The organism is Clostridioides sp. LIBA-6822 (assembly GCF_056688955.1).
In genome coordinates this window covers 1171093-1196138 of sequence record NZ_CP196995.1, presented here as the reverse complement: position 1 = coordinate 1196138, position 25046 = coordinate 1171093, and the positions used below count along the sequence as shown (strand labels likewise).

28 protein-coding genes and 1 other RNA gene are annotated in these 25046 nt (G+C 28.7%); 4 read left to right on the top strand and 25 right to left on the bottom strand.

The window, feature by feature from the left end; all coding sequences use genetic code 11:
- Positions 1-3: 3 nt before the first annotated feature.
- From ACTG48_RS05770 to pdxR, 5 genes are all read right to left on the bottom strand, one after another.
- Positions 4-417 (bottom strand): PTS sugar transporter subunit IIA, encoded by a 414-nt coding sequence (locus ACTG48_RS05770; RefSeq protein WP_021383875.1) that lies wholly within the window; start codon positions 415-417, stop codon positions 4-6.
- A gap of 24 nt (positions 418-441) precedes the next feature.
- Positions 442-1194 (bottom strand): GntR family transcriptional regulator, encoded by a 753-nt coding sequence (locus ACTG48_RS05765; protein ID WP_021383805.1) that lies wholly within the window; start codon positions 1192-1194, stop codon positions 442-444.
- A gap of 184 nt (positions 1195-1378) precedes the next feature.
- Positions 1379-2773, bottom strand: coding sequence for an aminopeptidase (locus ACTG48_RS05760; RefSeq protein WP_021383909.1), 1395 nt, complete (start codon positions 2771-2773; stop codon positions 1379-1381).
- A 19-nt stretch (positions 2774-2792) separates the two neighbouring features.
- The gene (locus ACTG48_RS05755) at positions 2793-3002 is read right to left on the bottom strand and encodes a DUF896 domain-containing protein (protein ID WP_021383914.1); all 210 of its coding nucleotides are present in this window, start codon (positions 3000-3002) and stop codon (positions 2793-2795) included.
- Positions 3003-3029: 27 nt separating this feature from the next.
- The gene (gene pdxR / locus ACTG48_RS05750; protein ID WP_021383868.1) at positions 3030-4475 is read right to left on the bottom strand and encodes a MocR-like pyridoxine biosynthesis transcription factor PdxR; all 1446 of its coding nucleotides are present in this window, start codon (positions 4473-4475) and stop codon (positions 3030-3032) included.
- 109 nt (positions 4476-4584) lie between these two features.
- On the opposite strand from pdxR, the gene ACTG48_RS05745 reads away from it, so the two are divergent.
- Positions 4585-5379 (top strand): histidinol-phosphatase HisJ family protein, encoded by a 795-nt coding sequence (locus tag ACTG48_RS05745; RefSeq protein ID WP_021383853.1) that lies wholly within the window; start codon positions 4585-4587, stop codon positions 5377-5379.
- A gap of 50 nt (positions 5380-5429) precedes the next feature.
- A complete protein-coding gene (locus ACTG48_RS05740) occupies positions 5430-6752 on the top strand; it encodes a polysaccharide biosynthesis protein (RefSeq protein WP_021383867.1) in 1323 nt (440 codons plus the stop codon).
- Positions 6753-6851: 99 nt separating this feature from the next.
- On the opposite strand, the gene ACTG48_RS05735 is transcribed toward ACTG48_RS05740, so the two are convergent.
- The 3 genes from ACTG48_RS05735 to ACTG48_RS05725 all read right to left on the bottom strand — a co-directional run bounded on the left by ACTG48_RS05735 (position 6852) and on the right by ACTG48_RS05725 (position 9471).
- Positions 6852-8084: an exosporium morphogenetic protein CdeC gene (locus ACTG48_RS05735; protein ID WP_021383829.1), complete on the bottom strand. Its 1233-nt coding sequence runs from the start codon at positions 8082-8084 to the stop codon at positions 6852-6854.
- A 182-nt stretch (positions 8085-8266) separates the two neighbouring features.
- Positions 8267-8447, bottom strand: a non-coding RNA gene (gene ssrS / locus ACTG48_RS05730) — 6S RNA.
- Positions 8448-8562: 115 nt separating this feature from the next.
- Complete coding sequence (locus ACTG48_RS05725) at positions 8563-9471, bottom strand: hypothetical protein (protein ID WP_479918357.1); 909 nt, start codon at positions 9469-9471, stop codon at positions 8563-8565.
- A 211-nt stretch (positions 9472-9682) separates the two neighbouring features.
- On the opposite strand from ACTG48_RS05725, the gene ACTG48_RS05720 reads away from it, so the two are divergent.
- A complete protein-coding gene (locus tag ACTG48_RS05720) occupies positions 9683-10081 on the top strand; it encodes a hypothetical protein (RefSeq protein ID WP_021383849.1) in 399 nt (132 codons plus the stop codon).
- A gap of 124 nt (positions 10082-10205) precedes the next feature.
- On the opposite strand, the gene ccpA is transcribed toward ACTG48_RS05720, so the two are convergent.
- The 5 genes from ccpA to ACTG48_RS05695 all read right to left on the bottom strand — a co-directional run bounded on the left by ccpA (position 10206) and on the right by ACTG48_RS05695 (position 12848).
- Positions 10206-11228 (bottom strand): LacI family transcriptional regulator CcpA, encoded by a 1023-nt coding sequence (ccpA, locus tag ACTG48_RS05715; protein ID WP_044212986.1) that lies wholly within the window; start codon positions 11226-11228, stop codon positions 10206-10208.
- 245 nt (positions 11229-11473) lie between these two features.
- Positions 11474-11674, bottom strand: coding sequence for a hypothetical protein (locus tag ACTG48_RS05710; RefSeq protein ID WP_021383905.1), 201 nt, complete (start codon positions 11672-11674; stop codon positions 11474-11476).
- 34 nt (positions 11675-11708) lie between these two features.
- Positions 11709-11888, bottom strand: a complete 180-nt coding sequence (locus ACTG48_RS05705; RefSeq protein ID WP_021383870.1) for a hypothetical protein — start codon at positions 11886-11888, stop codon at positions 11709-11711.
- Positions 11889-12168: 280 nt separating this feature from the next.
- Positions 12169-12375 carry a hypothetical protein gene (locus tag ACTG48_RS05700; RefSeq protein WP_009888870.1) on the bottom strand — a complete coding sequence of 69 codons (207 nt, stop codon included), beginning with the start codon at positions 12373-12375 and terminating at the stop codon, positions 12169-12171.
- Positions 12376-12422: 47 nt separating this feature from the next.
- The gene (locus ACTG48_RS05695; protein ID WP_021383900.1) at positions 12423-12848 is read right to left on the bottom strand and encodes a hypothetical protein; all 426 of its coding nucleotides are present in this window, start codon (positions 12846-12848) and stop codon (positions 12423-12425) included.
- A 171-nt stretch (positions 12849-13019) separates the two neighbouring features.
- On the opposite strand from ACTG48_RS05695, the gene acpP reads away from it, so the two are divergent.
- A complete protein-coding gene (gene acpP / locus ACTG48_RS05690; protein ID WP_003418905.1) occupies positions 13020-13247 on the top strand; it encodes an acyl carrier protein in 228 nt (75 codons plus the stop codon).
- Positions 13248-13387: 140 nt separating this feature from the next.
- Here the strand turns inward: acpP and ACTG48_RS05685 are convergent, their stop codons facing one another.
- The 12 genes from ACTG48_RS05685 to ACTG48_RS05630 all read right to left on the bottom strand — a co-directional run bounded on the left by ACTG48_RS05685 (position 13388) and on the right by ACTG48_RS05630 (position 24914).
- Positions 13388-14392, bottom strand: a complete 1005-nt coding sequence (locus tag ACTG48_RS05685; protein ID WP_021383820.1) for a nucleoid-associated protein — start codon at positions 14390-14392, stop codon at positions 13388-13390.
- A 13-nt stretch (positions 14393-14405) separates the two neighbouring features.
- Positions 14406-15308 (bottom strand): RluA family pseudouridine synthase, encoded by a 903-nt coding sequence (locus ACTG48_RS05680; protein ID WP_479918356.1) that lies wholly within the window; start codon positions 15306-15308, stop codon positions 14406-14408.
- A gap of 177 nt (positions 15309-15485) precedes the next feature.
- Positions 15486-16661 (bottom strand): acetyl-CoA C-acetyltransferase, encoded by a 1176-nt coding sequence (locus tag ACTG48_RS05675; protein ID WP_021383898.1) that lies wholly within the window; start codon positions 16659-16661, stop codon positions 15486-15488.
- A gap of 81 nt (positions 16662-16742) precedes the next feature.
- Complete coding sequence (locus ACTG48_RS05670; RefSeq protein WP_021383883.1) at positions 16743-17588, bottom strand: 3-hydroxybutyryl-CoA dehydrogenase; 846 nt, start codon at positions 17586-17588, stop codon at positions 16743-16745.
- A 99-nt stretch (positions 17589-17687) separates the two neighbouring features.
- Entirely contained in the window at positions 17688-18485 is a 798-nt protein-coding gene (locus ACTG48_RS05665) for an enoyl-CoA hydratase-related protein (protein ID WP_021383809.1), read from the bottom strand.
- A gap of 18 nt (positions 18486-18503) precedes the next feature.
- Entirely contained in the window at positions 18504-19514 is a 1011-nt protein-coding gene (locus ACTG48_RS05660; RefSeq protein WP_021383864.1) for an electron transfer flavoprotein subunit alpha/FixB family protein, read from the bottom strand.
- Between the two features lie 18 nt (positions 19515-19532).
- Entirely contained in the window at positions 19533-20315 is a 783-nt protein-coding gene (locus ACTG48_RS05655) for an electron transfer flavoprotein subunit beta/FixA family protein (protein ID WP_021383832.1), read from the bottom strand.
- A 58-nt stretch (positions 20316-20373) separates the two neighbouring features.
- Positions 20374-21510 carry an acyl-CoA dehydrogenase gene (locus tag ACTG48_RS05650; RefSeq protein ID WP_021383893.1) on the bottom strand — a complete coding sequence of 379 codons (1137 nt, stop codon included), beginning with the start codon at positions 21508-21510 and terminating at the stop codon, positions 20374-20376.
- A gap of 708 nt (positions 21511-22218) precedes the next feature.
- Positions 22219-22686 (bottom strand): YbaK/EbsC family protein, encoded by a 468-nt coding sequence (locus ACTG48_RS05645; RefSeq protein ID WP_021383817.1) that lies wholly within the window; start codon positions 22684-22686, stop codon positions 22219-22221.
- An 87-nt stretch (positions 22687-22773) separates the two neighbouring features.
- A complete protein-coding gene (locus tag ACTG48_RS05640; protein WP_021383911.1) occupies positions 22774-23316 on the bottom strand; it encodes a hypothetical protein in 543 nt (180 codons plus the stop codon).
- A 51-nt stretch (positions 23317-23367) separates the two neighbouring features.
- Complete coding sequence (locus tag ACTG48_RS05635; RefSeq protein ID WP_021383894.1) at positions 23368-24054, bottom strand: ABC-2 transporter permease; 687 nt, start codon at positions 24052-24054, stop codon at positions 23368-23370.
- Positions 24054-24914: an ABC transporter ATP-binding protein gene (locus tag ACTG48_RS05630; protein ID WP_021383895.1), complete on the bottom strand. Its 861-nt coding sequence runs from the start codon at positions 24912-24914 to the stop codon at positions 24054-24056. The genes ACTG48_RS05635 and ACTG48_RS05630 overlap by 1 nt, the downstream gene beginning before the upstream one ends.
- Positions 24915-25046 lie beyond the last annotated feature (132 nt).

The window sequence follows — 25046 nt, the reverse complement described above, 5'->3', positions numbered from 1 at the left end:
AAACTAAAATACCTCTTCTTCTTCTTTAATTTGTAATGTCACACTTTGTATTCCCATTCTAGATTCTTTCACTAATTCTTCTACATCTTCAGCTGTCAATTTATCAGAAAATCTTGTAAGAAGTTCTAATACCAGATTCAAGTTCATTCCAGAGAATAAATTAACATTATGTAAGTTAGTTAATCTCAACATTGCAGTGCATACACTTGCACCATATAAATCAGATAAAATTATGTATTCACATTCTTTATCTTCTACTATTATTTTTTCTAATTCTAAAGCAAAGTCTGAAGCACTTTGTCCAGGATACAAACTATATGAACTAACACAATTTGCTAAATCTCCTACTATCATTTTTACTGAATCTAAAAGACCTTTTGAAAATTCTCCATGAGATGCTAATATTATTTTTCTCATATCTGTCCTCCTACTAAATATAGATTATATTTCTGCTGATACTGCATATTTATACTTATCACTTCTTATAAATTGTTCATTGTAATATAAAACATCATTATTCTCTGTATATACTGATTGTCTTACTTTCAATAATGGCATATTGCTTGCACATTTAAGATGGTCAGAATATTCTTTGTTTGAATGTTTTACTTCAAATATATTTTCTACACGCTTAGGTAATGTACTTATATTATTAGATATAACTTCCATTAAAGATTTATCTTCTAATTCTTCTTTTAATAAAAACATATAATCTATCCTAAAATAATCAACTTCAAAGATAACAGGTACTTCATCTATTAATCGAAGTCTTTTAATACAGATTACCTTCTCTTCTAACTCAATACTTAAAGCTTCAGCTACCTGCTTATCAGCTTTTTTTATTAAAACAGAGATTATTTTGGTGCTTGGTTTTGCATTAATACGATGACAAGAATTAGTAAAACTATTTCCCGCACATGTTGCTTCTATTCTCTCTGGTATTGTTACATAAGTTCCTTTACCACGTTTTTTACACAGTATATCTTCTTTTACAAGTTCATTAAGTGCATTTCTCACAGTTATACGACTTATATTAAATTCTTTACATAAATCACCTTCGGATGGAAGTTTATCTCCTGGCTTATATATACCAGATGCTATTTGTTTTTTAATGTTGTCATATAGTTGTTGATATAAAGGAACAAATGAATTTACTTCTAAATCCATCTCTTTTTTTTGTTTCTTTTCATCCATTTTGTTCACCTCCCTATGTAACTTTTTTATAACATTATATAACAAGTTCTTTATTACATATTATAACAAGATAAAACCGTTGTCAATTTTTTTTGCTATTTTACAAAAAAATAAGACTATTGTATAACAATTTAAAATTGTTTATACAATAGCCTTTATTCACTTATTACTCTTATATTTTAATTTATAAGTTGATATTAAAAAATGCCTTATATCCCTTGTACATCTCATATATATCTACCTTAGAGACAATCTCATGTGGTGCATGCATATTTAGAACTCCAACACCACAGTCTATAACCTCTGCACCTTGATTTGCTAATATATACGCTATAGTTCCGCCTCCTCCTTGGTCAACTTTTCCAAGTTCAGCAGTTTGCCATACTACATTTCCTTCATTAAAAATTCTTCTTACTTCTGACATAAATTCTGCATTTGCATCATTACATCCGCCCTTACCTCTCGAGCCAGTATACTTATTTAAAACTACTCCATTTCCCATATATGCGGAATTTCTCTTTTCATATGCTTCTCTAAAATTTGGGTCATATCCAGCAGAAACATCAGCTGATAAAACCTTACTATTTGCTAGGGCTCTTCTTACCTTAATATCACAGTAATCACCCTCCAAAGCAATTAATTCAGCTACAGTATTTTCAAAAAACTTTGAGTGCATACCTGTATTTCCTTGAGAACCAACTTCTTCTTTGTCTACACATAATGTAACTGAAGTGAATTCTGGTTGTTCAGTTTCTAATATGGCCTTCACAGCAGCATATGAACATACCCTATCATCATGCCCATATCCCAATACCATTGACCTATCAAAACCTAAATCTCTAGCTTTTCCAGCTGGAACTACTTCAATTTCAGCACTTAATAAGTCTTCTTCAACTATACTATACTTCTCATTTAAAATCTTTAATATATTTGCTGTTATAGGTTCTTTTTCCTCATCGTTTAAAGGCATATTACCAATTAATATATTTAAAGCTTCACCACTAATTCCTTCAGATAGTTTCTTTTGCATTTGGTCTCCAGCTAAATGAACTAATAAATCCGTTACACAAAATACTGGGTCACTTTCTTCTTCTCCAATGGATATATCAACTTTTGTTCCATCATTTAATATAACTACACCATGTAAAGCAAGAGGGATAGCTGTCCACTGATATTTTTTTATTCCTCCATAATAATGAGTTTTAAAAAAACCTAAGTTTCCTTCTTGATATAGTGGATTTGGTTTTAAATCCAATCTTGGTGCATCTATATGACTTCCTATAATTTTCATACCTTTTTCTATATAATTTTTACCTATTACAAAAAGTGCTACTGCCTTTTCTTTATTTATAACATAAATTTTGTCACCACTACCTATACTTCCTTTTTCCATAGCTTCATCTATTGAAATATAATTATTTTCTTTAGCTAATTTTATAATTTCTTTTACTGAAATTCTTTCAGTTTTTGATTTACTTAAAAAATCCATATAATTGCGAGAATATTGCATAACTTGTTCAATAGCATTTTCTTTTCTTTCAACATCCCATGCATTCTTAAATTCATGCTTTAAGTTCATGTTTTCCTCCTATTAAGTTTTAATTTTTATTGTTTTTCATATACTGTTCATATTCCTCTGGTGAAACTACTTTAACACTGTCAAGTCTTGATTTAAAGTGTGCCCTAAAATTTTCTAAGTATTCTTTTCTTAAAATTTCTCTTTCTTTGATTTCATCATCAGAAAGAACTCCCTCTTTATTTTTCTTTGCCAATTCATTAATCCTATCTAACTTCTTTTTGTCAAACATGTTTTCCTCCTAAAGACTTCTATTTATTTAATAAAATAATTTATTGCTTTTTATATCTAACTTGTTTTTATATTCACAAAAAAACTCATCTATATTATCACTGATTATGGTTATTCCTTTTTCTAATTCTTCCATGCTTGGACGAGCTATGTTTATCCTAAAAAATCTATCATCTACTAAATTGTCAAAAAAATAAGTTCCTGGAAGCATAGATACTCCTTTGTTCAGCATAAAACTTGTAAATCCTTGGGATGTATATCCTCTTGGTAATTCTAAAAAAAAGTTTATTCCTCCACAAGATTTTCTAACTTTTAATTTACCACTCAATTTATTATTAATCAAGCTTTTTGCCAATTTGTACTTATCAGTATATATCTTCTCTATATGATTCAGATAATTTTTCCAATCAAAATTCTCCATATAGTAATACATTGATTTTTGAATAAGACCTGGTGTTGATATATCTGAAGAGTATTTAGCCCATAAAACCTTCTTTAGCAGTTCATTTGGCATTTCTACAATTCCTATCCTAAGACCTGGCATAAGTATTTTTGAAAAACTCTTTATATATACCACTCTATTTTTATCATCATAACTTCTAACTGTCCTATTGTCTTTTGATTCAAATATAAAATCACTTATAAAATCATCTTCAATTATATAAAAATCATGTTCTTCTGCTAATTCTATTAACTTCTTTTTTTTATATGTTGAATAAGATATTCCTGTTGGATTTTGAAAGTTAGGCATAATATATATAAGTCTTGGTTTTATTTTTTCCAATTTTAATTTTAAAATACCTATATCAATTCCATCATCTAACATAGGTATAGATATTATTTTTGCACCTCTACTTTTAAATACTTCAATCGCTCCATTATAAGAAGGCTCTTCCATAAAGACAACATCTGAATAACTTATAAGCCCTTTACAAACTATATCTATACCTTGTTGAGCACCAGATATGATTTGAATATTTTCTTTAGTAGTTTTTATATTTCCGTCACTTAGATACTCTACCATCTTTTCTCTTAATTCTTCAGAACCAAGACCTTCATCGTAATCAAATATCGAACTGCCATCTTTAGATAATGCCATATTTACAGCATTTTTAAAGGAATCAATAGGAAACATATCATTAGATGGATTTCCATTATCAAAATGAATTAAATCTTCTCTTTGCACAGTATTCTTGTTTTTTCTGTTGTCTATACCACTTTTATAAGAATTTGAACTTGATACAAAAGTTCCGCTACCTACAATCTTATATACATATCCTTCATTCTCTAAGAGTTCATATACTTTAACTATGGTAGTATTATTTACTTGTAAGAAATCTGATAGTTTTCTTATTGGTGGTAGCTTTTCATGTTCCACTAACTCTTTATTTATTATCAATTCTTTTATATGATTAAATATCTGTATATATTTAGTTAACTTTTTTTCACTTAAATCTATTCTGTATTTTTCCACCTTTATCACCGCTCATTGTATTTATATTTTATTGATGCTTTCACATATATTTGATATTATTTAGTATGTATATATAATACCAAAATTTTTATAAAAAGGGGAAATATTTATGTTTTACGACTATCACATGCACTCAAGTTTCTCTACTGATGGAAAATCTACAATGGAAGAAATGATAAAAAAATCAATTGAACTTGGTTTAAATGAAATTTGTTTCACAGACCATGTTGATTATGATGTTTATGCCGATGATTCTTTTTCAATTGTATATGAAGACTATTTTAGAAGTCTAGAAACTCTTCAAAATAAATATAAGGATAAAATCTCAATAAAAAAAGGAATTGAATTTGGAGTTCAGACTCAATTAATGGACACCTATAGAAAAGAAGCTCATCAATATCCATTGGACTTTATAATATGTTCTATTCATGCTATAGATACAATGGATTTATACCTTGGTAGTTATTTTAAAGATAAAACTCAGCATGAAGTTTATGAAAATTACTACCTTTACTTATATAATATTGTTAAGAATTATAAGGATTACTCTATTTTAGGTCACTTAGATTTAATTAAAAGATATGCACCTTATGATACTATTTTAGATGATAGACTATTTTCAGATATAATTGAAGAAACTCTTAAACAAGCTATTTATGATGGTAAAGGTATTGAGATAAATACATCTTGCTACAGATATAACCTTCCAGATTTAACTCCATCTAGATATATCCTTCAGATGTATAAAGACTTGGGAGGAGAAATTATAACTACAGGTTCAGATTCACATCATGTAAGTCAAATTGCCTGTGAATTTGATTACATATATGCATTACTAAAAAACATGGGCTTTAAATATGTATCTAAATTTAATAAATTGAAACCAGAATTTATAAAATTATAAATTTTTACACCTCCTTGTGAATATATTTAAAAGATAAGGAGGTGATTTTTTTGAAAGTACCTTATTTAGTACTATCAACAGTTATTCTATTTATATCTAATTTTATTGTAAGGATATTTGGGTTTTTGTATAAAATATTCTTATCAAGGGCTTTGGGTGAAACGGGTCTAGGTATTTACCATATGATTTTTAACTTTTTAATGATTTGTTTAGCTGTTACAACAACAGGTATACCTACTGCACTTAGTTGTTTAGTCGCAAAGAGAAAAGCTTTAAATGATAGACACAATACTAATGCTTTATTTATATCAACTTTATATATATCATTTTTCGTAGCACTTGCTATATCTATAGTTGCATCCTTCAATAGCTCTTTTTTATCACTTAAGTTTTTAAAAGACGCTAAATTAAACCTATTTATACTAGCAGTTTGCCCTGCTATAGTTATAATAACTCTTTCAAATGTACTAAGAGGATATTATTATGGTATAAAGAATGTAAAAATCCCTGCTATTGGACAAATTATTGAACAGATTGGTAAAATTTTATTTGTTTTTTTACTTGTTATGTACATAAATAATAAATCTATGAATTGTTATATTGCCCTATTAGGTATATCGATTGGTGAATTGAGTAATATTGTATTCATGCTTATTTGCTTATGGAGAGATTCATCGTTTGACAATAGGTATATTATAAGTATAAAAGATTTTTATAATTCTTCAATGGAAACATTAAAAATGTCCATTCCAATAACTTGTAACAGAATGTCAAATATACTTTTGCAGTCTATTAGTTCTATGATGATACCATCGAGATTAGCATTATCAGGAATGACTTATCAGCAATCGCTAAGCATGTATGGTGTTGTCAGTGGAATGGTAATGCCATTTATATTTTTACCTTTTACTGTTGGTTCAGCACTTATTGTAAACTTGATACCTACTATATCACAAGAAATAGCTCTAAGAAAACGTAAGAGTGTCTTAAAAAAAATAAAATACTCTGTACTTCTAACTTTATTTGTAGGCATACTATCATCAATATTTTTTTATTTCTTTGGAAAAGATTTATGTGTGTTAGTATTTAAAAATAAACTTGCTGGAGAATATTTAAAAGCCATGTTTTTAGTTCCATTATTTATGTCATTAAATCAAACTCTATCTGGCATTTTACATTCAATAAGAAAAGAGTTAGCCTCAAGCATAAATACTATAATTGGTATGTTAATTCAACTAGTGGCTCTATACGTATTCCTACCTATTCCAGGTCTTAATATTTATGCATACATATACACAATGACAATCGTATCAATATTTACTTGTCTATTACATACTATAGTACTTTTTAAATCACTAAAATCTATACACTAGTTATAAAAACGTGAAGGCTACCAAAGTAAATAATTTACATTGGTAGCCTTCCTTAGATGATTTTTATTTATAATTTAAACTGTCTATATATCTACCTATCTATCTGTGGCAACTAGGCTTACCACTTCCGTGATTAGGTCCACATTGCGAAAAATCACATACTTTAGAGAAAGTATCAACAAGTCTTGGTTCGATTGGATTTGGTGATGCTAAAACTACTATTTGTTCACTTATTAATGTGCTAACTGTTTCTTGTAAGCAAAGTACTAAATCTATATCATTTGGTATTATTAATTCATAGAAAGGTTCACAACATTCGTTACATTCTAATTTTAATATAGATTTTCCTATACAATCTACAGTTAAGTTAGTTTGATATTCTTGTCTTAAAGTAACAGCTCTTCCGTCAGCTGGTAAGCATATTGGTGCTGAAAGTGTGTTAAAAGTAAATTCTACATAATCAACTCTTCTCTTACATCCACCTCCTGCTCTGACTGCTGGGAAAGCTAATGCAACGAATTCTGTACATCCACATCTACCTCTTAGCTCTAATACTAAATTACGAACTGCTACAGTTAATCCTCTTTGTTTATAAGCTACTGATTTGCCTTTTCCTTGTCTACAACATTCAGCGTTTCTTTCTCCACATACTGCAAATTCAAAAGTTGTTTCACAATTTCTTCCTACTATATCTCCTAATGGATCTAAATCGAAATCTTCTAAAGTTGTCATTCCTGTGTCTATAACTATTCCATCATTACTTAAGCATATTTTTTCTATAGTTACACTTGCTTGACCTGCACTTGGAACTGAACCAAATACTTCTACTACTTCTGTTTCAAAAGTTAATGGTTCTCCATTTGGTCCAGTTGCATCTGTAAATGTTTGGAATTGCATAGTATCAAATATTCTATTAGCCTCTATTGCAAATGGCACTGCATTTGATACAGAGAAGTTTCTTGGTGATATAGGATTGCAGCAATTTGGTCCACATTTGTTTTCAAAACATTCATCTGAATCCATTTGACATGGTTCACAATCACATTTACAATTGTCATGGCATCCACAATTGTCATCACATGGATTAGGTTTACATGGATCACATGGATTAGGTTTGCATGGGTTAGGTTTGCATGGATTGCATGGATTAGGTTTGCAATCATCATGACATTCACACTTATTATCATTATTACATCCATTATTATGATGATGTGATTTTTTAAATCCTCTCATATCTTCTGAATTCATTTCCTCTGTATACACTTCTTCTTCACTAATTGTAGGCATTGGCTGATTTATCATTCTTCTTTTATTTTTTTTATAATCTTGCATTTTTCATTGCCCTCCCTGTAAGCTATTCTAATTAAGTCTCGGCTTTTTGAAGCCTAATTAATACTATGCTCTTATAAACTTAATTGTTACTTCGCTTTTTAAATTTATCAATAATTAGATATATTTAGTAGAAAAATGCATTTTAATAAAAAAAGTACTACTATTTGAAATAGTAGCACTTTTTTTGTCCCGAAACACCGGTGGCTAAGTAAATTCACACCCTAGGCACTCCCAGGTGGGTGACTTGCCAGTAACCTTTAACGTCCAAACTAAACAGGCATGTTATAATTTACTAGACACGGTCTCCCGTATTTCATTTGTAGGTTGAATTTAAAAAAGCCTTATCGTATGTTTCAGGATTTCATACTATTATTATATAATAAATTTCGAATTTTTTAAAGTGGTTTTATATAGTAATTAAGATAAACTTATTCTAGTATTACTTTTTCTTCCTTTTCTCTTTATGTAGTTAGTTAAATTATCTCTTTCTCTTAGCTCTATTTTTAGTATTTTTTTCATTATAATTATGTTCAGATTTTTGCTCATTTACATTGTATAATTCTTCATCATAAACTATATCTTCATCGTTTTCGACATTTTCATAGTATATTTCCTCTTCTTCCATTGATTCTTCTTCATCATTATATATTTCATTCTCATCTGTTAACTCTTCTTCATAATCTAATTCTTCATCTTCATCATCCAATTCTTCTTCATAATCTAATTCTTCATTATTATCTTCATCATCATCATTATTACTATCATCACCTCTTAAAAGACTTCCCAATAATTTAAGATTATTCATGCTACCAAGATTATTTATATTTGCCAAAGAACTTAGACTGAATCCACCTTCTCCAAAGTCATCTGGCAAAAACAATTCTGCAAATAAATCTATTTTCTTTTTCATTCCTATAGCTTTCTCAACCGAATTTTTTCTTTTTTCTGGGAATACATCTATAATTTCTTTTATCATCATATTCTTTTTATCGTCACTATCCATTTTTCTGAAAAAGTCTGTTTCATCTTCCGAATCTACTACATCTATATTATTTAATTTTTTTATACCTCTAACCAAGTCTAAAACACTCTCTATTTTTATTAGTATTTTCCTTTCATCTCTTGACATGTATTTTTTAGTTCTTGTTATTATTTCCATTCCCATTTCTAAATCTTCTTCACTTAAATCCATAAGCCTTAAGCCTCTTTTTATATCATTTGCATCAAATCTTAAATTTCCATGTGTAGACTGTGAAAGTTTATCATTTGCATTTTTTTTGTTTTTTCTAACTCTATTATTTCCTTTTGATTTATTTTTATCATCAAATATAGAGATATTACCATTACTCAATGCAATCACTCCAATCAAAAATAGTAAATTATTCAAGACAATTCCCCCTTATATTATATAATTGCCCTATATTAAAGTATGTTTTTCATATTTTAATGTTCCATTTTTAAAGCTCAGTGCATATATATTATCTATAAGAATTTTTATTTATATTATATATCACTCACAATTCACCACTTCAATATTATTTCTATATATAAATAGTATGAATATAATTCAATATATATTTATAGAAAGGGGTTTTTTTATGAAAAAATTAGATACAGAGTCATTAGAAAAAATGGCTAAACAAAAAAATATTGATAAGGATAAGATAGAAAAGATTGCTGATAATTACAAAGGAAAATCAGAAAATGAACTTATGGAGGAACTTATAAAAATAGGTAAAAACTTGGATGGAAGAGATGAAGTAGTATCAAAATTCAAAGCATTTTTAGATGAAAATCAACGCAAAAAATTAGATAATATAATGGAAAAAATCTCAGATGCAGAAACTCAAAGAGATACTAAAGCAGTTAAAAGTAAGAAAACTAAACCTACTAAAGGTAAACCAAGTTCCCCTGCACCAAAAAATACACCAAATGGTCAACAAAAAAAATCTAAAGGTTTATTTAAAAAAACTAAGAAGTCCAATCCTCATGAATAAATAAAAATAAATTGTTTAGATATTCATGACAATTATTTTTTCAACTGAAGTATTCTTAAATTTGATATTATTGACATAAAAAATCAGGTAGTGCTTAAGCACTACCTGATTGATTTTAATGGTTTTATTTTTTTCTTTCTATAACACTTTCTCTATCAACAATTCTGTAAGGTAATTCTATTTTCTTATTTTCAATTATTTCTTTGTTTATTAATTTTATAACCATTCTTATTGCTACTGCTCCCATATCATATAAAGGTTGATATACTGTAGTAAGTTTAGGTCTATACATTTTAGCTATCTTAACATCATTAAATCCTGCAACTGATATATCTTCTGGAACTTTATATCCAGCATCACAGATAGCGTTTATAGCACCTATAGCGGCCTCATCACCTGTTACAAAAGCTGCATGAGGTATTATTCCATCATCTAATAATTCTTTCATACTATTGTATCCACTTTCATAATCAGTTCCACCATATTTAATTAAACTCTGGTTTAATTCTATGTTGTTATTTGAAAGTGCTTTCTCATAACCTGAAAGTCTCTCCATCTCTAAAACAGTATCATCTTTACTTGTCATTATAAAAGCTATCTTTTCATGACCTTTCTTTATAAGATGTTCTGTCATATCAAAAGTAGCCTCTTTATTACTAGTACTTACTGTATATATATCATAATTTCTAGCAGTTTTACTTATATATGTTGCTGGTATACCACAATTTTGTATATAGTTGATGTGTTCTTGTTCAACTACCCATGAAATCATAACTATACCTTCCACTTGTTTTGCTCTCAATAGATTTATACTCTTAAGTTCTTGTTCTTTATCAGAGTATGTATTAGCTAAAAGAATATCATAGTCATACATTTTAGCAACTTCCTCTATCCCATTTAATATCTCATTAACAAAAGAATCTGAAACTTCTGGAACTATTACCCCTATTAATTGACTCTTCTTAGTTACTAAACTTCTTGCAAGCGGATTTGGTATATATCCTGTTTCTTTTATAACTTCTAAAACTTTTTGTTTGACTTCATCAGTCACAGGTTTTGAATCATTTATAACTCTAGATACTGTAGATATTGACACGCCTGCTTGTTTAGCAACATCTTTTATCGTTATATTACCTTTCATCTTCATCCTCCTTATTTTACTAAATTTATCTAAAACTGAACCCAATTTGTGAAGGTCCCTATTTTAACTATATTTATATAAGTTTTTATTTTACCATAAAAGCAAGTACATTTAAATACATTATATTTTATATTATACCCTATATTCAACAAATTTAATAATATTCATTATTAATTTAAATCATATTAAAAAACAAAATAAAAAAATGCTGGTATAAAATACCAGCATTTTTACATTGCAACGGTTTAATCCTAGCAACCGCAGCCTCCATCACCTTCAAAGAATCCACCACATGAACAAGTTATTAATAATAGTATTAAGAATGGTATCCATGACATTATGTCTATATCTCTCCAACAATCTTCAAAAGCTAAGAATAGGAAGAATAGTACTATTATCCACCATCCTCCTCCACCAAAACATCCTTCTTCTCCAAAAAATCTATCTAACATAACAAAGCCCTCCTTTTTTTAGTAACTACTATCTTTACTCTAAGCATCCACCACAGCAGCAAAGTATTAATAAAACTATTAAGAATGGTATCCATGACATTATGTCAAATTCTGCCCAGCTATCTCCAAAAGCTAAAAATAGGAAGAATAGTACTATTATCCACCATCCTCCTCCACCAAAACATCCTTCTTCTCCAAAGAATCTATCTAACATTCCACGTTACCTCCTGTTGATATTTTGTTGAGCTTTTCGCTCCTAACATATACTATGCATTTGGTTTCCATTTTGCTAATGTATTTTTATTATTTTTTAATTTTTTCTTATCCTAAAAAAGTAAAGTTTGTACATTCATACAGACTATAAGTATGGTAAACAATCACTTTACAGATTATTTTATTTATAATGAAGTATTAAATTTGTAATCTAAACTAAAAAAGGCAAAACCATAACTTGTATAAGTTACTGGCTTTGCCTATTTAATAATCAATATTTTTTAGCAACAACAACCATCATCGAAGTTAAATAACAACAATACTATTAGTATAACCCATATCCATATATTGTCATCGCATAATAAGTCTTCTAAAATGTCTGTACATAATAATAAGAATACTATAACTATTATTATCAACATTTTATTACCAAAAAATCCTTCGCATCCTCCAAAGAAACGTTCCATATTGTCTTCTAATTTTGTCATAACTAATCCTCCTTGAATCATTAAGAGACTAAGTTCTGTCTCTTTAATTAAATATATGTAGTAATAGACAGATAAGTTACTTCTAAAAAATTTTTATTGATTAGTTTATTTATTTCTTTTTCACCAAGTTTATTGTATCTATCAACTTCATCTAGATAATCTTTTTTCTCTTCTGATATAGTATAAATTAAACTCTCTATTGATTTTACTTTGTATTCTTTATATCTTTCTATCAAGAATGATGTTTTTGAGTTTTCTATCCCTTTCTTTACATGCATTAATCTTGATATGTAATCTTCTTTTTCATTAGATACATAACTATCTTTTTCAGCCACATCTTCAAGTATTAAATTTGTCTCCATTACATAATCCTCTATACGTTGCATATCTAAAGTTATTGAATTATAATAAAAATTTACTGCTACAAGTAAAAACATTCCTACTGATGCTAGTAATAGTCCTACATATTTCATAGCATTTCCTCCTAAGTTATATTTGTTATCAATAAAGTTTATTCACCAAATAAGACTTTATTACTACCTTTATAAAATTTTATTATTTTTTATGGATTCCGTATTGAAAAATTCTCGATATTATATTAAACTAACATTAAAATTAATTAAAACTGCTTTAGGAGGCTTAAAATGTTTGAAAAAATAAAAGAAATAATAGCAGAACAATTAGGGGTAGACAATTTAGATGAGATAACTATGGAAGCATCTTTAATGGATGACTTAGAAGCTGATTCACTAGATGCTGTTGAAATTATAATGGCCCTTGAAGACGAATTTGGAATAGAAATACCAGACGAAGAAGCTGAGAATTTTAAATGTATTGGTGATATATGTAAATATATCGAAGAAAACAAATAGTATTGTTTTGTCTACAAATATAAATAGTCTGTGTAAACTTCTATATAATAATTTATATCGAAGTTTACACAGACTATATTACGTTTATTTACAATTATAGAAAATATTCAATTTTCATATATAAATTACTCAAATTAAAGTTACTTTTCTTCATAAAATGTTACATTCTTTATTACTATATCTATGGTTCCATCTTGATTTTGTTTTACAGTATATTTCATTGGGTCTTCAAAATCAGTTAAGTTTCCTTTTATATCAAATCCATTATCTGTTTTTATACTTCTTTTTTTAAGCTTTTTCTCAACCCATTTTTTATCTATACTAAAACCTTCATCAAGACCTTTTTCCTCCATATGTTCTTTGAAACTATCCTTTAATTCATCATCCTTAATTGAATTATCAACAAAGTCATTTATATCAACCTCATGTTTTTCTTTTAATGTATAATTTAATATACTTCTTACATCTTCTGCCTGTTTTATATCATTACTAAGAGCATTTGTTATCCAATTTTCAGCTGTGTTTTTAAATACTTTTGTCTTATACTTATCATCATCGATTTTTTTAGCATTTAAAAATTCTGTCACAAATTTTGATTCTGAACCTTCTTTTTCTGCATCTTTATCTAAAAGTCTTAGATGAAACTCATCATTTATTCCACTTAGACTAATCAACGCTCCTTGCTTTTGTCTTAGAGTCTCTGGAATACCAATTTCATTTGAAACCATTTGAATATTAAATTTATCATCTACAAATTCAATTGAATGAGTATATAACTTTTTATAGTCTAATTTTAATATAGCTACACTCTTTTCATCCTTAATAGTATATAAACAGATTGCTAAATCACAAGATTCTAGTGCAGCATTAATTTTCATAACATCAAACAGGTAAGATGCAATCTCTTTAGAGTTTTTTAAAAAAGAACTTTCATCATATATTATTTGTTCACAACAGTTCTTAATTAGATTATCATTATAATCTTTAAAAATACCTTTTCTTAAATCCTCATCCTTTGCAATTCTTTTTATAGATTTTTGAAAAAAGCCATCCACTTCTTGGTTAACTTTACCTTCAAAGTCATTTAATATTGGAACATCACTATTTTTGTCCAAAACGTGTATTATAAATTTATGTATTATCATATATATCACCCCATTATCTTAATTTCGATATTAACTCTTTCATATCCTTTGGTATATCTGCTTTAAATTTCAATTTTTCTTTTGTCCTTGGTTGCTCAAACTCCAACTCATAAGCATGAAGTGCTTGCCTATCTATAAGTTTTTCATCTACACAACCATATAACTCATCACCTATTATTCCATGCCCTATATGAGCCATGTGCACCCTTATTTGATGTGTTCTGCCAGTCTCTAAACTTATTTCTAGTACAGTTGCATTTTTTAATCTTTCTATCACTTTATAATGAGTAACAGATGCCTGTCCTCTTTCATCTATTACTCTCTTTATTGAATCCTCTGTCTGTCTATAGATTGGCTCATTTATAGTTCCCTCATCTTCTTCTATAATTCCATCAACTACTGTTATATACGTTTTTTTAACTTTATTTTCACTCATTGCTATAGACAAAGTATGATGTGCATAAGCATTTTTCGCTACTATAACGAGTCCTGAGGTATTCATATCCAACCTGTTTACAAATCGTATTTTTACATTTTCTTTCTGACTATCTATATAGTAACTAATACCATTTGCTATTGTTTTATCATAGTGGCTTTTGGTTGGATGAACTACCATAAATGGAGGTTTATTTACCATGATTATATCAAAATCATCATATATTATTTGTAAATTTAAATCTTGAGGTTCAAATCTAGCTTTTTCTTCTTCTATTTTTACCTCTATTAAATCACCACAATATACTTTTATACTTGGCTTTTTATATACCCCATTTACTAAAACACTCTTTTCTCTCTTCATTTTTGATAATGACCTAACCGAAAAATTTAGTTTGTCCAATAAAACTTCTTTTAAAGTCATTTCTTCCTCATTTGTATATGATATTATATTATATCTTTGATTTTCTTTTTTAAACAAGCCTTTACCTACTTTCTTTTATATCTTCAAAATCATGATATTATATATTTTACACTATTTTTGTTTAATAGATAATAATTATTTTTAACTATAAAAACCTGTAAGAATAACAAATAGTTACTCTTACAGGTTACATTCATAGTTGAATATTTAATTTTTTTAAATTATAATCTAGAACTATCTTTTAACTATTAGAGTAGTTCCCATTCCACCACCTATACAAAGTGTAGCTAAACCAGTTTTAGCATCTCTTCTCTTCATTTCATATAGAAGTGTAGTAAGTATTCTTGCTCCTGAACAACCTATTGGATGCCCTATAGCTATTGCTCCACCATTAACATTAACTTTAGCCATATCTATATTTAAATCTTTTACTACAGCTATAGATTGAGCAGCAAATGCCTCATTAGCTTCAACTAAATCTATGTCTTCTATAGTCATATTAGCAGCTTCTAAAGCTTTTTTAGTTGCTGGAACTGGTCCATATCCCATTATCTTAGGGTCAACACCAGCTGTTCCATAAGAAACTATAGTAGCAAGAGGCTCTATTCCTAATTCTTCAGCTTTTTCCTTAGCCATTACTACTAACATAGCAGCACCATCATTGATTCCTGATGCGTTACCAGCAGTAACTGTTCCATCTTTCTTAAATGCTGGTCTTAATTTAGCAAGTTTTTCTATTGTAGTACCAGCTTTTATATATTCATCTTTATCTACTATAGTGTCACCTTTTCTACCTTTTATAACAACTGGAACTATTTCTTCGTCAAATTTTCCTTCAACTTGAGCTTTTTCAGCTTTATTTTGGCTTGCAAGAGCTAGTTCATCTTGTTCTTCTCTAGTTATATTCCATTGCTCTGCTATATTTTCAGCAGTAATACCCATGTGGTAGTTATTGAATATGTCTGATAATCCATCTTTTATCATTGAATCAACAAAAGCAGCATCACCCATTCTTGCACCGTATCTAGCACTTGGTACTAAATAAGGAGACATACTCATGTTTTCAGCTCCACCAACTAGCATTATATCAGCATCACCTAATGCTATAAGTTGAGATGCCATTGAAACAGATCTTAATCCAGAACCACAAACTATATTTATAGTCATAGCTGGTTTTTCTACTGGTATTCCTGCACCTAATGCTATTTGTCTTGCTATATTTTGTCCAAGACCTGCTGTAAGTACTCCTCCTAAAAGTGATTCATCTATCATATCTGGAGTTATATTAGCTCTTTTTATAGCTTCTTTAGCCGCTGTTATTCCTAAATCTACTGCTGAAACTGATTTAAATGCTCCTCCGAAACTTCCTACTGCTGTTCTAGCTGCACTGGCAATTACTACTTCTCTCATATTCATTACCCCCGTAAAATTAGATTTTTATCAGATTATCGAAATTGTTTTTTAAACAATACTATTTAAATTTCTAAATTTTTATTTATTGTAATCATAGAATCCTATCTTAGTTTTTCTTCCTAATTGATTAGCTCTAACCATTTTAGCTAAAAGTGGATGAGGTCTATATTTAGTATCTCCAAATTCAGTATATAGAACGTTCATTATAGCTAAAACAACGTCTAATCCTATTAAATCACCTAATGCTAATGGTCCCATTGGATGGTTTGCTCCTAATTTCATAGCTTCATCTATTTCTTCTTTACTTGCAACGCCATCTGCATATATACCAACAGCTTCATTTATCATAGGTATAAGTATTCTGTTTACTACAAATCCAGGAGATTCAGATACATCTACTGGTACTTTATTGATACTCTTAGATAATTCAAATACTGTATCAAAAGTAACTTTTGATGTTAACTGTCCGCTTATAACCTCAACTAATTTCATCATAGGAACTGGATTGAAGAAATGCATTCCTATAACTTTATCTGGTCTAGTAGTAGAAGAAGCTATTTCTGTTATAGATAATGATGAAGTATTTGTTGCTAAAATAGTGTCTTCTTTACATAATTCATCTAATAATTTGAAAACATCTTTCTTTATGTTCATATCTTCTACAGATGCTTCTATTATTAAATCCATATCTTTTAAGTCTTCATAGTTAGTAGTTGAACTAACATGACTTAATATCTCTGCTTTTGTAGCTTCATCCATTTTTCCTTTAGTAACTAACTTAGTTAAATTTTTATCTAATAAACCTAAACATTTATCTATAGCACCTTGAGTTCTACTCTTTAAACATACATCATGACCACAACTTGCAAAAGTTTGTACAATACCACTTCCCATAGTTCCACTACCTATTACAGCTAATTTCATAGTTATAACCTCCTGTTATTTTAGTATTTATATTCTGCTAACTAGATTAAAATATTGATTCAATCTAGTTAACAGCAAATATATTTTTAATTAGATTTTTTACCCTTTTATAAAGTTAGCTTCTCTTTTTTCAACAAAAGCTGACATTCCTTCTTTTTGGTCTTTAGTTGAAAAACAAAGACCAAATAAATTAGATTCTATATCTATTCCAGTATTTATATCAGTTTGAGCACCAAGTTGTATTGCTTCTTTAGAGTATCTAACTGCAAGCTGAGCATTTTTAGCTATTATCTTAGCTAATTTTTCAACCTCTTCCATTAAAACTTCTGGCTCAACAACTCTATTTACTAGCCCTATTTTTTCAGCTTCATCAGCTTTTATAACTTGACCTGTAAAGATTAATTCTTTTGCTTTTGCCATTCCAACCAGTCTTGTAAGTCTTTGAGTTCCACCATATCCTGGAGTTATTCCAAGAGTTACCTCTGGTTGCCCAAATTTAGCTTTAGCAGATGCAATTCTTATATCACATGACATTGCAAGCTCGCATCCTCCACCTAAAGCAAATCCATTTACAGCAGCTATTACTACTTTTTTACTATTTTCTATTTCTCCAAAAGCTTTGGCTCCTAAGCTACTAAAATCTTTAGCAGCTACAGCATCTAAATCTTTCATATATGCAATATCTGCTCCAGCTACAAATGCTTTTCCTTCCCCTGTCAATATTACAACATCAATAGTTTCATCATTATTAATATCTACAAATACTTCATAAAGTTCTTCTAAAGTTTTTGAATTTATTGCATTAAGGGCTTTAGGTCTATTCATTTTCACTGTACATATATTTCCATCTACTTCAACAGCTACATTCTCATAAACTTTAACATCACTTGTACTCATAATACCCTCCCCAAGAAATTAGTTAGCTAAAACTTCACCTTTTTCTTTTGCAACACTTAACTGACTGATAAGTTCTGGAAGTACTTTATGAACGTCTCCAACTATACCAACATCAGCATACTTAAATATTGGGGCTTCTGGATTTTTATTTATAGCAACTATAAACTCAGCATCTTCCATACCAGCTATATGCTGTATTGCTCCAGATATACCACAAGCTATATAAAGGTCTGGTCTTACAGTTTTACCAGTTTGACCAACTTGTCTTGCTTTGTCTAACCATCCTGCATCTATAGTGGCACGAGAACCAGAAACTTCTCCACCTATGATTTCAGCTAATTCATAAAGTATATCTAAGTTTTCTTTTCCACCCATTCCACGTCCAGCAGAAACTAATATCTTAGCATCTTCTATTTTAACTTGTTTTTTAGCTTCTTTGATTACTTCTACAACTTGAACTAATTTGTCAGCTTCAGTAAATTCTACTTTAAAACGATTAATTACAGCCTCTTTAGTTTCATCAATTTCATTTTTCTTCATAACACCTGGTCTAACTGTAGACATTTGAGGTCTAAAGTCTTTACAAACTATTGTTGCCATTATATTTCCACCAAAAGCAGGTCTTGTCATTAATAATAATTTTGTATCCTCAGCTACTGCAAGTCCTGTACAGTCAGCAGTAAGTCCTGTATGTATTCTAGCAGATACTCTAGGAGCTAAATCTCTACCTATTGAAGTTGCTCCAAATAATACAACTATTGGGTCAGCTGCTTTTATTGCTTCATAAGCTGCCTTTGTATATGGTTCAGTTGTATACAATGCTAAAGCTTCATCATCAACTACAATTACTTCATCTGCTCCATAATGTGCTAATGTATCTATTAAACCTTCTACTTTACTTCCTAAAAGTAATGCAGAAACTTTTGTATCATAATCTTTTGCTATTTCTGTAGCCTTTCCTAGCAATTCTAAAGAAACGGTTTGAATTACATTTTCTCTTTGTTCTATTACTACTAAAACGTTACCCATTCTTTATCCCCCCTTAAATTATATGATAAACTTCTCTTTTAATTTATCTATTACAATTCCAGCTGATGTTTTTGCATCTTCATTGTATATTGTACCAGCTGGTTTAACTGATTTTGTAAATGATTTAAATACACTAGTTGGAGAACCTTTAAGACCTAAATTAGTAGGGTCAACTTCTATATCTTTTACAGTCCAAGTTTCTACTACATCATTTTCAAATGCATCGTATATTCTTCCAACCTTCATGTATCTTGGTGTGTTCATATCTTTAAGAGTTGTTATAAGGCATGGCATTTTAACTTTTAAGTCATGACAACAATCTTCAAATTGTCTTTTTACTAATACATATTCACCTTCAGTTTTTATTTCTTCAGCATATGTTATTGATGGAAGTTTTAAATGTTCAGCTATTTGAGGACCAACTTGTGCAGTGTCTCCATCTATAGCCTGTCTTCCAGCTATTATAATATCAAAATCTATATTTTTTAATGCTCCTGCTAATGCTGATGAAGTCGCCCAAGTATCAGCACCTGCAAATGCTCTATCTGTTAATAATATTCCTCTATCTGCACCCATTGCTAAAGCTTCTTTTAAAGCCATATCTGCTTGAGGAGGTCCCATTGTTATAACAGTTACATTAGCACCCATTTCTTCTTTTAATTTTATAGCTTCCTCTAGACCTGCTTTATCATCAGGGTTTATTATACTTGGTACTCCATCTCTAATTAAAGTACCTGTATTAGGATCTAGTTTAACTTCTGTTGTATCTGGAACTTGTTTTATACAAACGACTATATTCATAAATCCTTCCTCCATATCTATTTTAATATCGACCTATTGTGTATATTTTAATATTTATCTATTTTAATAATTTTCCTGAAATAACCATTCTCTGAACTTCACTAGTTCCTTCATATATTTCAGTTATCTTAGCATCTCTCATCATTCTTTCTACTGGATAGTCACGAGTGTATCCATATCCACCATGAAGTTGTACAGCTTTTGTAGTAACTTCCATAGCTGTTTCAGCTGCAAATAGTTTTGCCATTGCTGCTTCTACTCCATAAGGTTTTCCTTCATCTTTGTTTATAGCTGCTTGATATACAAGATGTCTAGCCGCTTGTATTTTAACTTCCATATCAGCTAATTGGAATTGTGTATTTTGGAATTTTGATAGTGGTCTACCAAATTGTACTCTTTCTTTTACATATTTAACTGTTTCATCAAGAGCTCCTTGTGCTAAACCTAAAGCTTGTGCTGCTATACCAATTCTACCACCATCAAGAGTAGACATTGCTATTTTAAATCCTTGTCCTTCTTTTCCAAGTAAATTTTCTTTAGGTATTCTACAATCTTCAAATATTAATTCACTAGTAGCTGAACCTCTTATACCCATTTTCTTTTCTTTAACCCCAAAGCTAAATCCAGGAGTTCCTTTTTCAACTATAAATGCTGATATTCCTCTATTACCTTTAGATTTATCAGTCATTGCCATTACTACATATATGTCACCAGCTATTGCATTTGTTATAAATATTTTTGAGCCATTAAGTATGTATTCATCTCCATCTAAAACAGCAGTTGTTTGTTGTCCAGATGCATCTGTACCAGCATTAGGTTCAGTAAGACCAAAAGCTCCTAATTTTTCTCCACTTGCTAATGGCTTTAAGAATTTTTGTTTTTGTTCTTCGTTTCCATATTGATATATAGGCCAAGAACCAAGAGATGTATGAGCTGATAAGATAACTCCTGTAGTACCACAAACTCTAGACAATTCTTCAACTGCCATTATATATCCTACAGTGTCTCCACCTTCTCCACCATACTCTTTTGGATATGGTATACCTAACATTCCTGCTTTTGCCATTTTTTCCACTGTTTCATAAGGAAATCTTTCTTCTTCATCAAGTTCTGTTGCTAAAGGTTTAACTTCATTTTCAGCGAAGCTTACATATAGCTCTTTAAGCATCTGATATTTTTTAGAATTTAAATCCATAATAGCCTCCTCAGTATTTTATAAATATTTTATTTTCATTTATTAATTAAAATCTCGGCAGCATCTATAATAAAGTATTTGAATATACGTCGAGAAATTTATAACCGTAATTAAAGTCCGCCCTATATTTATATGTAATTATGCTAACCAATTATGACATTAATTTAATTATAAATTGTTAATTTAAAATCAACTACACTTAAAAAAAATCTCGCTTTTTGGAATTTTGTGAAATTTCAAGCTAAAATAAGATTTCTTTCACAATGGTTATAGACAAAATAATTTGTTTACGATTTTTATCTTAGGGTATATTAGTTAGTAAACATTGTGTATATATCTACTTCTTAGCAGTATACAAAAAAAATTTTATCGTATCAAAATTATTTTAATAGAGCTAAATAATCATATTTTTCTGTGATTATTTTTTGTTTTTAAATATCTTACATCTATAATACTATCACTCAGAGGATAATTTTTCAATAATTTCTAATTATTTTTTTAACAATATTTACTACATTTTTTCTATTTTTTTGTCATTTTTTTTTAATTTTGAAGAAAAATCAGAATTTTTTAACTTTATTTTGGATTATTAGTTTAAATTAGATTTTCCTCCTAGATTTATAAATATTTCATCAAAAAAACTACCCCTGTATAAATTGTATACAGAGATAGTTTTTTACTAATTTCTACTATAGTTTACTATATTTTTTACCAATTCTTACAAACGTCTACCCATTTTTCACAATTAGAAAATTTATCCATTTCCTCACATGTAAGCTCTATTGCTGAATTACTACTTCCACATGCAGGGAATACTGTATCAAATCTTTTCATTGAATCGTCTAAGTACACTTTTAGAGAATTTTTTAATCCAAATGGACAAACACCACCAATAGCATGTCCAGTAAACTCTAAAACTTCTTCTGGTGTTAACATTTTTGCCTTACAGTTAAATTCAGCCTTATATTTTTTATTATCAATCTTAGCATCACCAGCTGTTACAATCAAAATTGCATCATCACCTATCTTAAATGAAAGTGTCTTAGCTATTCTTGCTGGAATAACTCCTGCTGCTTCAGCTGCAAGTTCTACAGTAGCACTAGATTGTTCAAACTCCAATATACTATCTTCTCTTCCAAAACCTTTAAAATACTCCCTTACATTACTTATTGACATCAAATACCCCTCCTACTCTGAATGTTTATAGATTTTTTATTATTCTTAATTATATCTATGATTGGTTAATTTTTCAATTTTTTAAAATCATTCCATAATAGTAGCTTTCCATACATCATTATTTTTTCCAACTACTAGATATAAACCTTTTGCCATTGGAATATCGACAATATATTCTCCCCTATATTCGACACTCATCCCAGACTGACTAAAGTACCTATAATCAAAATTTAATCCTTTTGGAATTATAAAATCAACATAACCCTGATTATTTGGTTTTATACCATACTTTAGAGTTTTTTCAGTTATAGAATTTTTCTCATTAGATAACTCTATATTTACATATGAAGAACATTTATCTATCCCTTTTTTATTTTCTACACAGCTTTCAAACTTCATTTTAGCACTGCTTAACCTATAGCTATATCTACTATTATTGCTTATTTTAAATCTTACAATAGTACCAATATCTCTACTTCTTCTGCTATCAAAATCAAAACCAATTTCCTCTAAATGATTTATTTCATAATCTTTGACACTTACCATATCTCTATATACTAATTTATTTATAGCTATGAATAGTGTAAAAATCCCCAAAATAAAAAATGAAACCTTTATAAACTTATTCATTTCTAGTCTCCTTATATTTTGTGCTATTGTGCTATAATATTAATTAAAATTTTAATAATTAAACTTATTCTTTTTTGAAATCCTAATAGAAAAATACATCGATATTATAAAAATTATTATTGTTAAAAAAGTCATACTATATAGGTTTATATATTTAGTATTAGCCATATCAGTTACATAATTTGAAAGATACACTCCTCCAATTTTGCTATAATTAAAATGCTTTACCTGATATACAACCATGCTAATTGTCTTCAAAAGACCTCCATATACAAAATAGATTAATATACTTATCATTAGACCACAAACTTTCATTTTGCCATATCCAAATTTAAAAATTAAAGGAAGTAAAATTGCCAAGATTGCTAAAAATATATTTACAGAGAAAAATACATCATTTAAAACCATATTTCTGAAAAATACTAGTGATGTCAATTTACTTACTAAAGATACAAATGTTGTCACAGAAATTATCAAACCCACACCCAGTAAATATTTTGAATAGACGACATCTTCTATACTAACTGGCATACTTCTTATAAAAATCCTTGAATCATTTTCATAATCACACTCAAATGTATTTATAAACACCAAATAACTTACAACAATGCTTACTGTGTAATATGAAATTGAGTTAAGGAAAAAATAAAAAACAAAAAATAATACTATGTACTTTAAATTGCGAATACCATCTGAACTAATTCCTATTATTAAATCCTTCCTTATTAAATTGAACATTATTTCACCTCATTTACATAATAATACATTAGTTCTTCTATAGTAGGATTTTTGACCTTATGTTTATCAATTTCTACCAACAAACTTTTTATTTTTAAACTATCTCCAACTTTAACAAGTGCCTCATTGTAATATTTATACTCTTTCACACCAACTATATTTTCTTTAATTGCTTCTAATTCTGCCTTATTTGCTCTAATTATTTTATATTCTTGTTCTATTAACTCTTTCTTAACTGTAAAAATCTGATTTCCTTTATTTATAAAGACAAGATAATCAGCTACCTTAATTAAATTATCAGTGTTGTGAGTGGAAATTATTACACTGCTGTTTCCATTTTTTACAAAATCTTTTAAGTATTGCATTATTTCAGTTCTTACTATTGGGTCTATTCCAGCAGTTGGTTCATCCAAAATCAATAATTTAGCATTATGACTAAGTGCATTTGACAGCATAAGTTTCTCAGATTGACCTTTAGACAAATTCTTAATATGCATATGTTCTTCTATCTCAAACTTTTTAAGATATTCATCAAATCTTTCTCTATCAAAATCACTATAAAATAATGATACTATTCTTCTAAATTCTTTAACCTTTAAATGTGGATAAAATTGTAAAGAATCATATACAAAACCAATATTGTTTTTAAAACTTATTGGAGAATCGTCAATAGTTTCATTACAAAGTTTAATTTCACCTTCATCTGCATCAATAATCCCCATTATAATTTTTATTAAAGTCGTCTTTCCTGAACCATTTGGACCTATAATTCCAACAATATCCCCTTCTTTTAGCTCCAAGTTTATATTATTCAACTTGAATTTACCTAATTTTTTTGTGATATTCTTTACTTCAAACACATCTTCACCTCTTATGTATTTTTTATACCCGCCTATACATATTTTAACACATTCACAACAAGCTAGGTCATTTATAAATTTATAAATTAAGAATTATAAAACTATGTTATAATACAAAGTATGAAGAGGTGA

What these genes read in the sequence shown, in the direction of transcription:
- ACTG48_RS05675 (WP_021383898.1), bottom strand. Translation starts at nt 16,661, where the DNA reads ATGAGAGAAGTAGTAATTGCCAGTGCAGCTAGAACAGCAGTAGGAAGT.
- ACTG48_RS05710 (WP_021383905.1), bottom strand. Translation starts at nt 11,674, where the DNA reads ATGTTAGATAGATTTTTTGGAGAAGAAGGATGTTTTGGTGGAGGAGGA.
- ACTG48_RS05670 (WP_021383883.1), bottom strand. Translation starts at nt 17,588, where the DNA reads ATGAAATTAGCTGTAATAGGTAGTGGAACTATGGGAAGTGGTATTGTA.
- ACTG48_RS05700 (WP_009888870.1), bottom strand. Translation starts at nt 12,375, where the DNA reads ATGACAAAATTAGAAGACAATATGGAACGTTTCTTTGGAGGATGCGAA.
- ACTG48_RS05645 (WP_021383817.1), bottom strand. Translation starts at nt 22,686, where the DNA reads ATGTCAATAAGTAATGTAAGGGAGTATTTTAAAGGTTTTGGAAGAGAA.
- ACTG48_RS05760 (WP_021383909.1), bottom strand. Translation starts at nt 2,773, where the DNA reads ATGAACTTAAAGCATGAATTTAAGAATGCATGGGATGTTGAAAGAAAA.
- ACTG48_RS05720 (WP_021383849.1), top strand. Translation starts at nt 9,683, where the DNA reads ATGAAAAAATTAGATACAGAGTCATTAGAAAAAATGGCTAAACAAAAA.
- ACTG48_RS05685 (WP_021383820.1), bottom strand. Translation starts at nt 14,392, where the DNA reads ATGATAATACATAAATTTATAATACACGTTTTGGACAAAAATAGTGAT.
- ACTG48_RS05765 (WP_021383805.1), bottom strand. Translation starts at nt 1,194, where the DNA reads ATGGATGAAAAGAAACAAAAAAAAGAGATGGATTTAGAAGTAAATTCA.
- ACTG48_RS05665 (WP_021383809.1), bottom strand. Translation starts at nt 18,485, where the DNA reads ATGAGTACAAGTGATGTTAAAGTTTATGAGAATGTAGCTGTTGAAGTA.
- ACTG48_RS05745 (WP_021383853.1), top strand. Translation starts at nt 4,585, where the DNA reads ATGTTTTACGACTATCACATGCACTCAAGTTTCTCTACTGATGGAAAA.
- ACTG48_RS05705 (WP_021383870.1), bottom strand. Translation starts at nt 11,888, where the DNA reads ATGTTAGATAGATTCTTTGGAGAAGAAGGATGTTTTGGTGGAGGAGGA.
- ACTG48_RS05655 (WP_021383832.1), bottom strand. Translation starts at nt 20,315, where the DNA reads ATGAATATAGTCGTTTGTATAAAACAAGTTCCAGATACAACAGAAGTT.
- ACTG48_RS05640 (WP_021383911.1), bottom strand. Translation starts at nt 23,316, where the DNA reads ATGAATAAGTTTATAAAGGTTTCATTTTTTATTTTGGGGATTTTTACA.
- ccpA (WP_044212986.1), bottom strand. Translation starts at nt 11,228, where the DNA reads ATGAAGATGAAAGGTAATATAACGATAAAAGATGTTGCTAAACAAGCA.
- ACTG48_RS05770 (WP_021383875.1), bottom strand. Translation starts at nt 417, where the DNA reads ATGAGAAAAATAATATTAGCATCTCATGGAGAATTTTCAAAAGGTCTT.
- ACTG48_RS05635 (WP_021383894.1), bottom strand. Translation starts at nt 24,054, where the DNA reads ATGTTCAATTTAATAAGGAAGGATTTAATAATAGGAATTAGTTCAGAT.
- ACTG48_RS05695 (WP_021383900.1), bottom strand. Translation starts at nt 12,848, where the DNA reads ATGAAATATGTAGGACTATTACTAGCATCAGTAGGAATGTTTTTACTT.
- ACTG48_RS05735 (WP_021383829.1), bottom strand. Translation starts at nt 8,084, where the DNA reads ATGCAAGATTATAAAAAAAATAAAAGAAGAATGATAAATCAGCCAATG.
- ACTG48_RS05650 (WP_021383893.1), bottom strand. Translation starts at nt 21,510, where the DNA reads ATGGATTTAAATTCTAAAAAATATCAGATGCTTAAAGAGCTATATGTA.
- acpP (WP_003418905.1), top strand. Translation starts at nt 13,020, where the DNA reads ATGTTTGAAAAAATAAAAGAAATAATAGCAGAACAATTAGGGGTAGAC.
- ACTG48_RS05660 (WP_021383864.1), bottom strand. Translation starts at nt 19,514, where the DNA reads ATGGGTAACGTTTTAGTAGTAATAGAACAAAGAGAAAATGTAATTCAA.
- ACTG48_RS05755 (WP_021383914.1), bottom strand. Translation starts at nt 3,002, where the DNA reads ATGTTTGACAAAAAGAAGTTAGATAGGATTAATGAATTGGCAAAGAAA.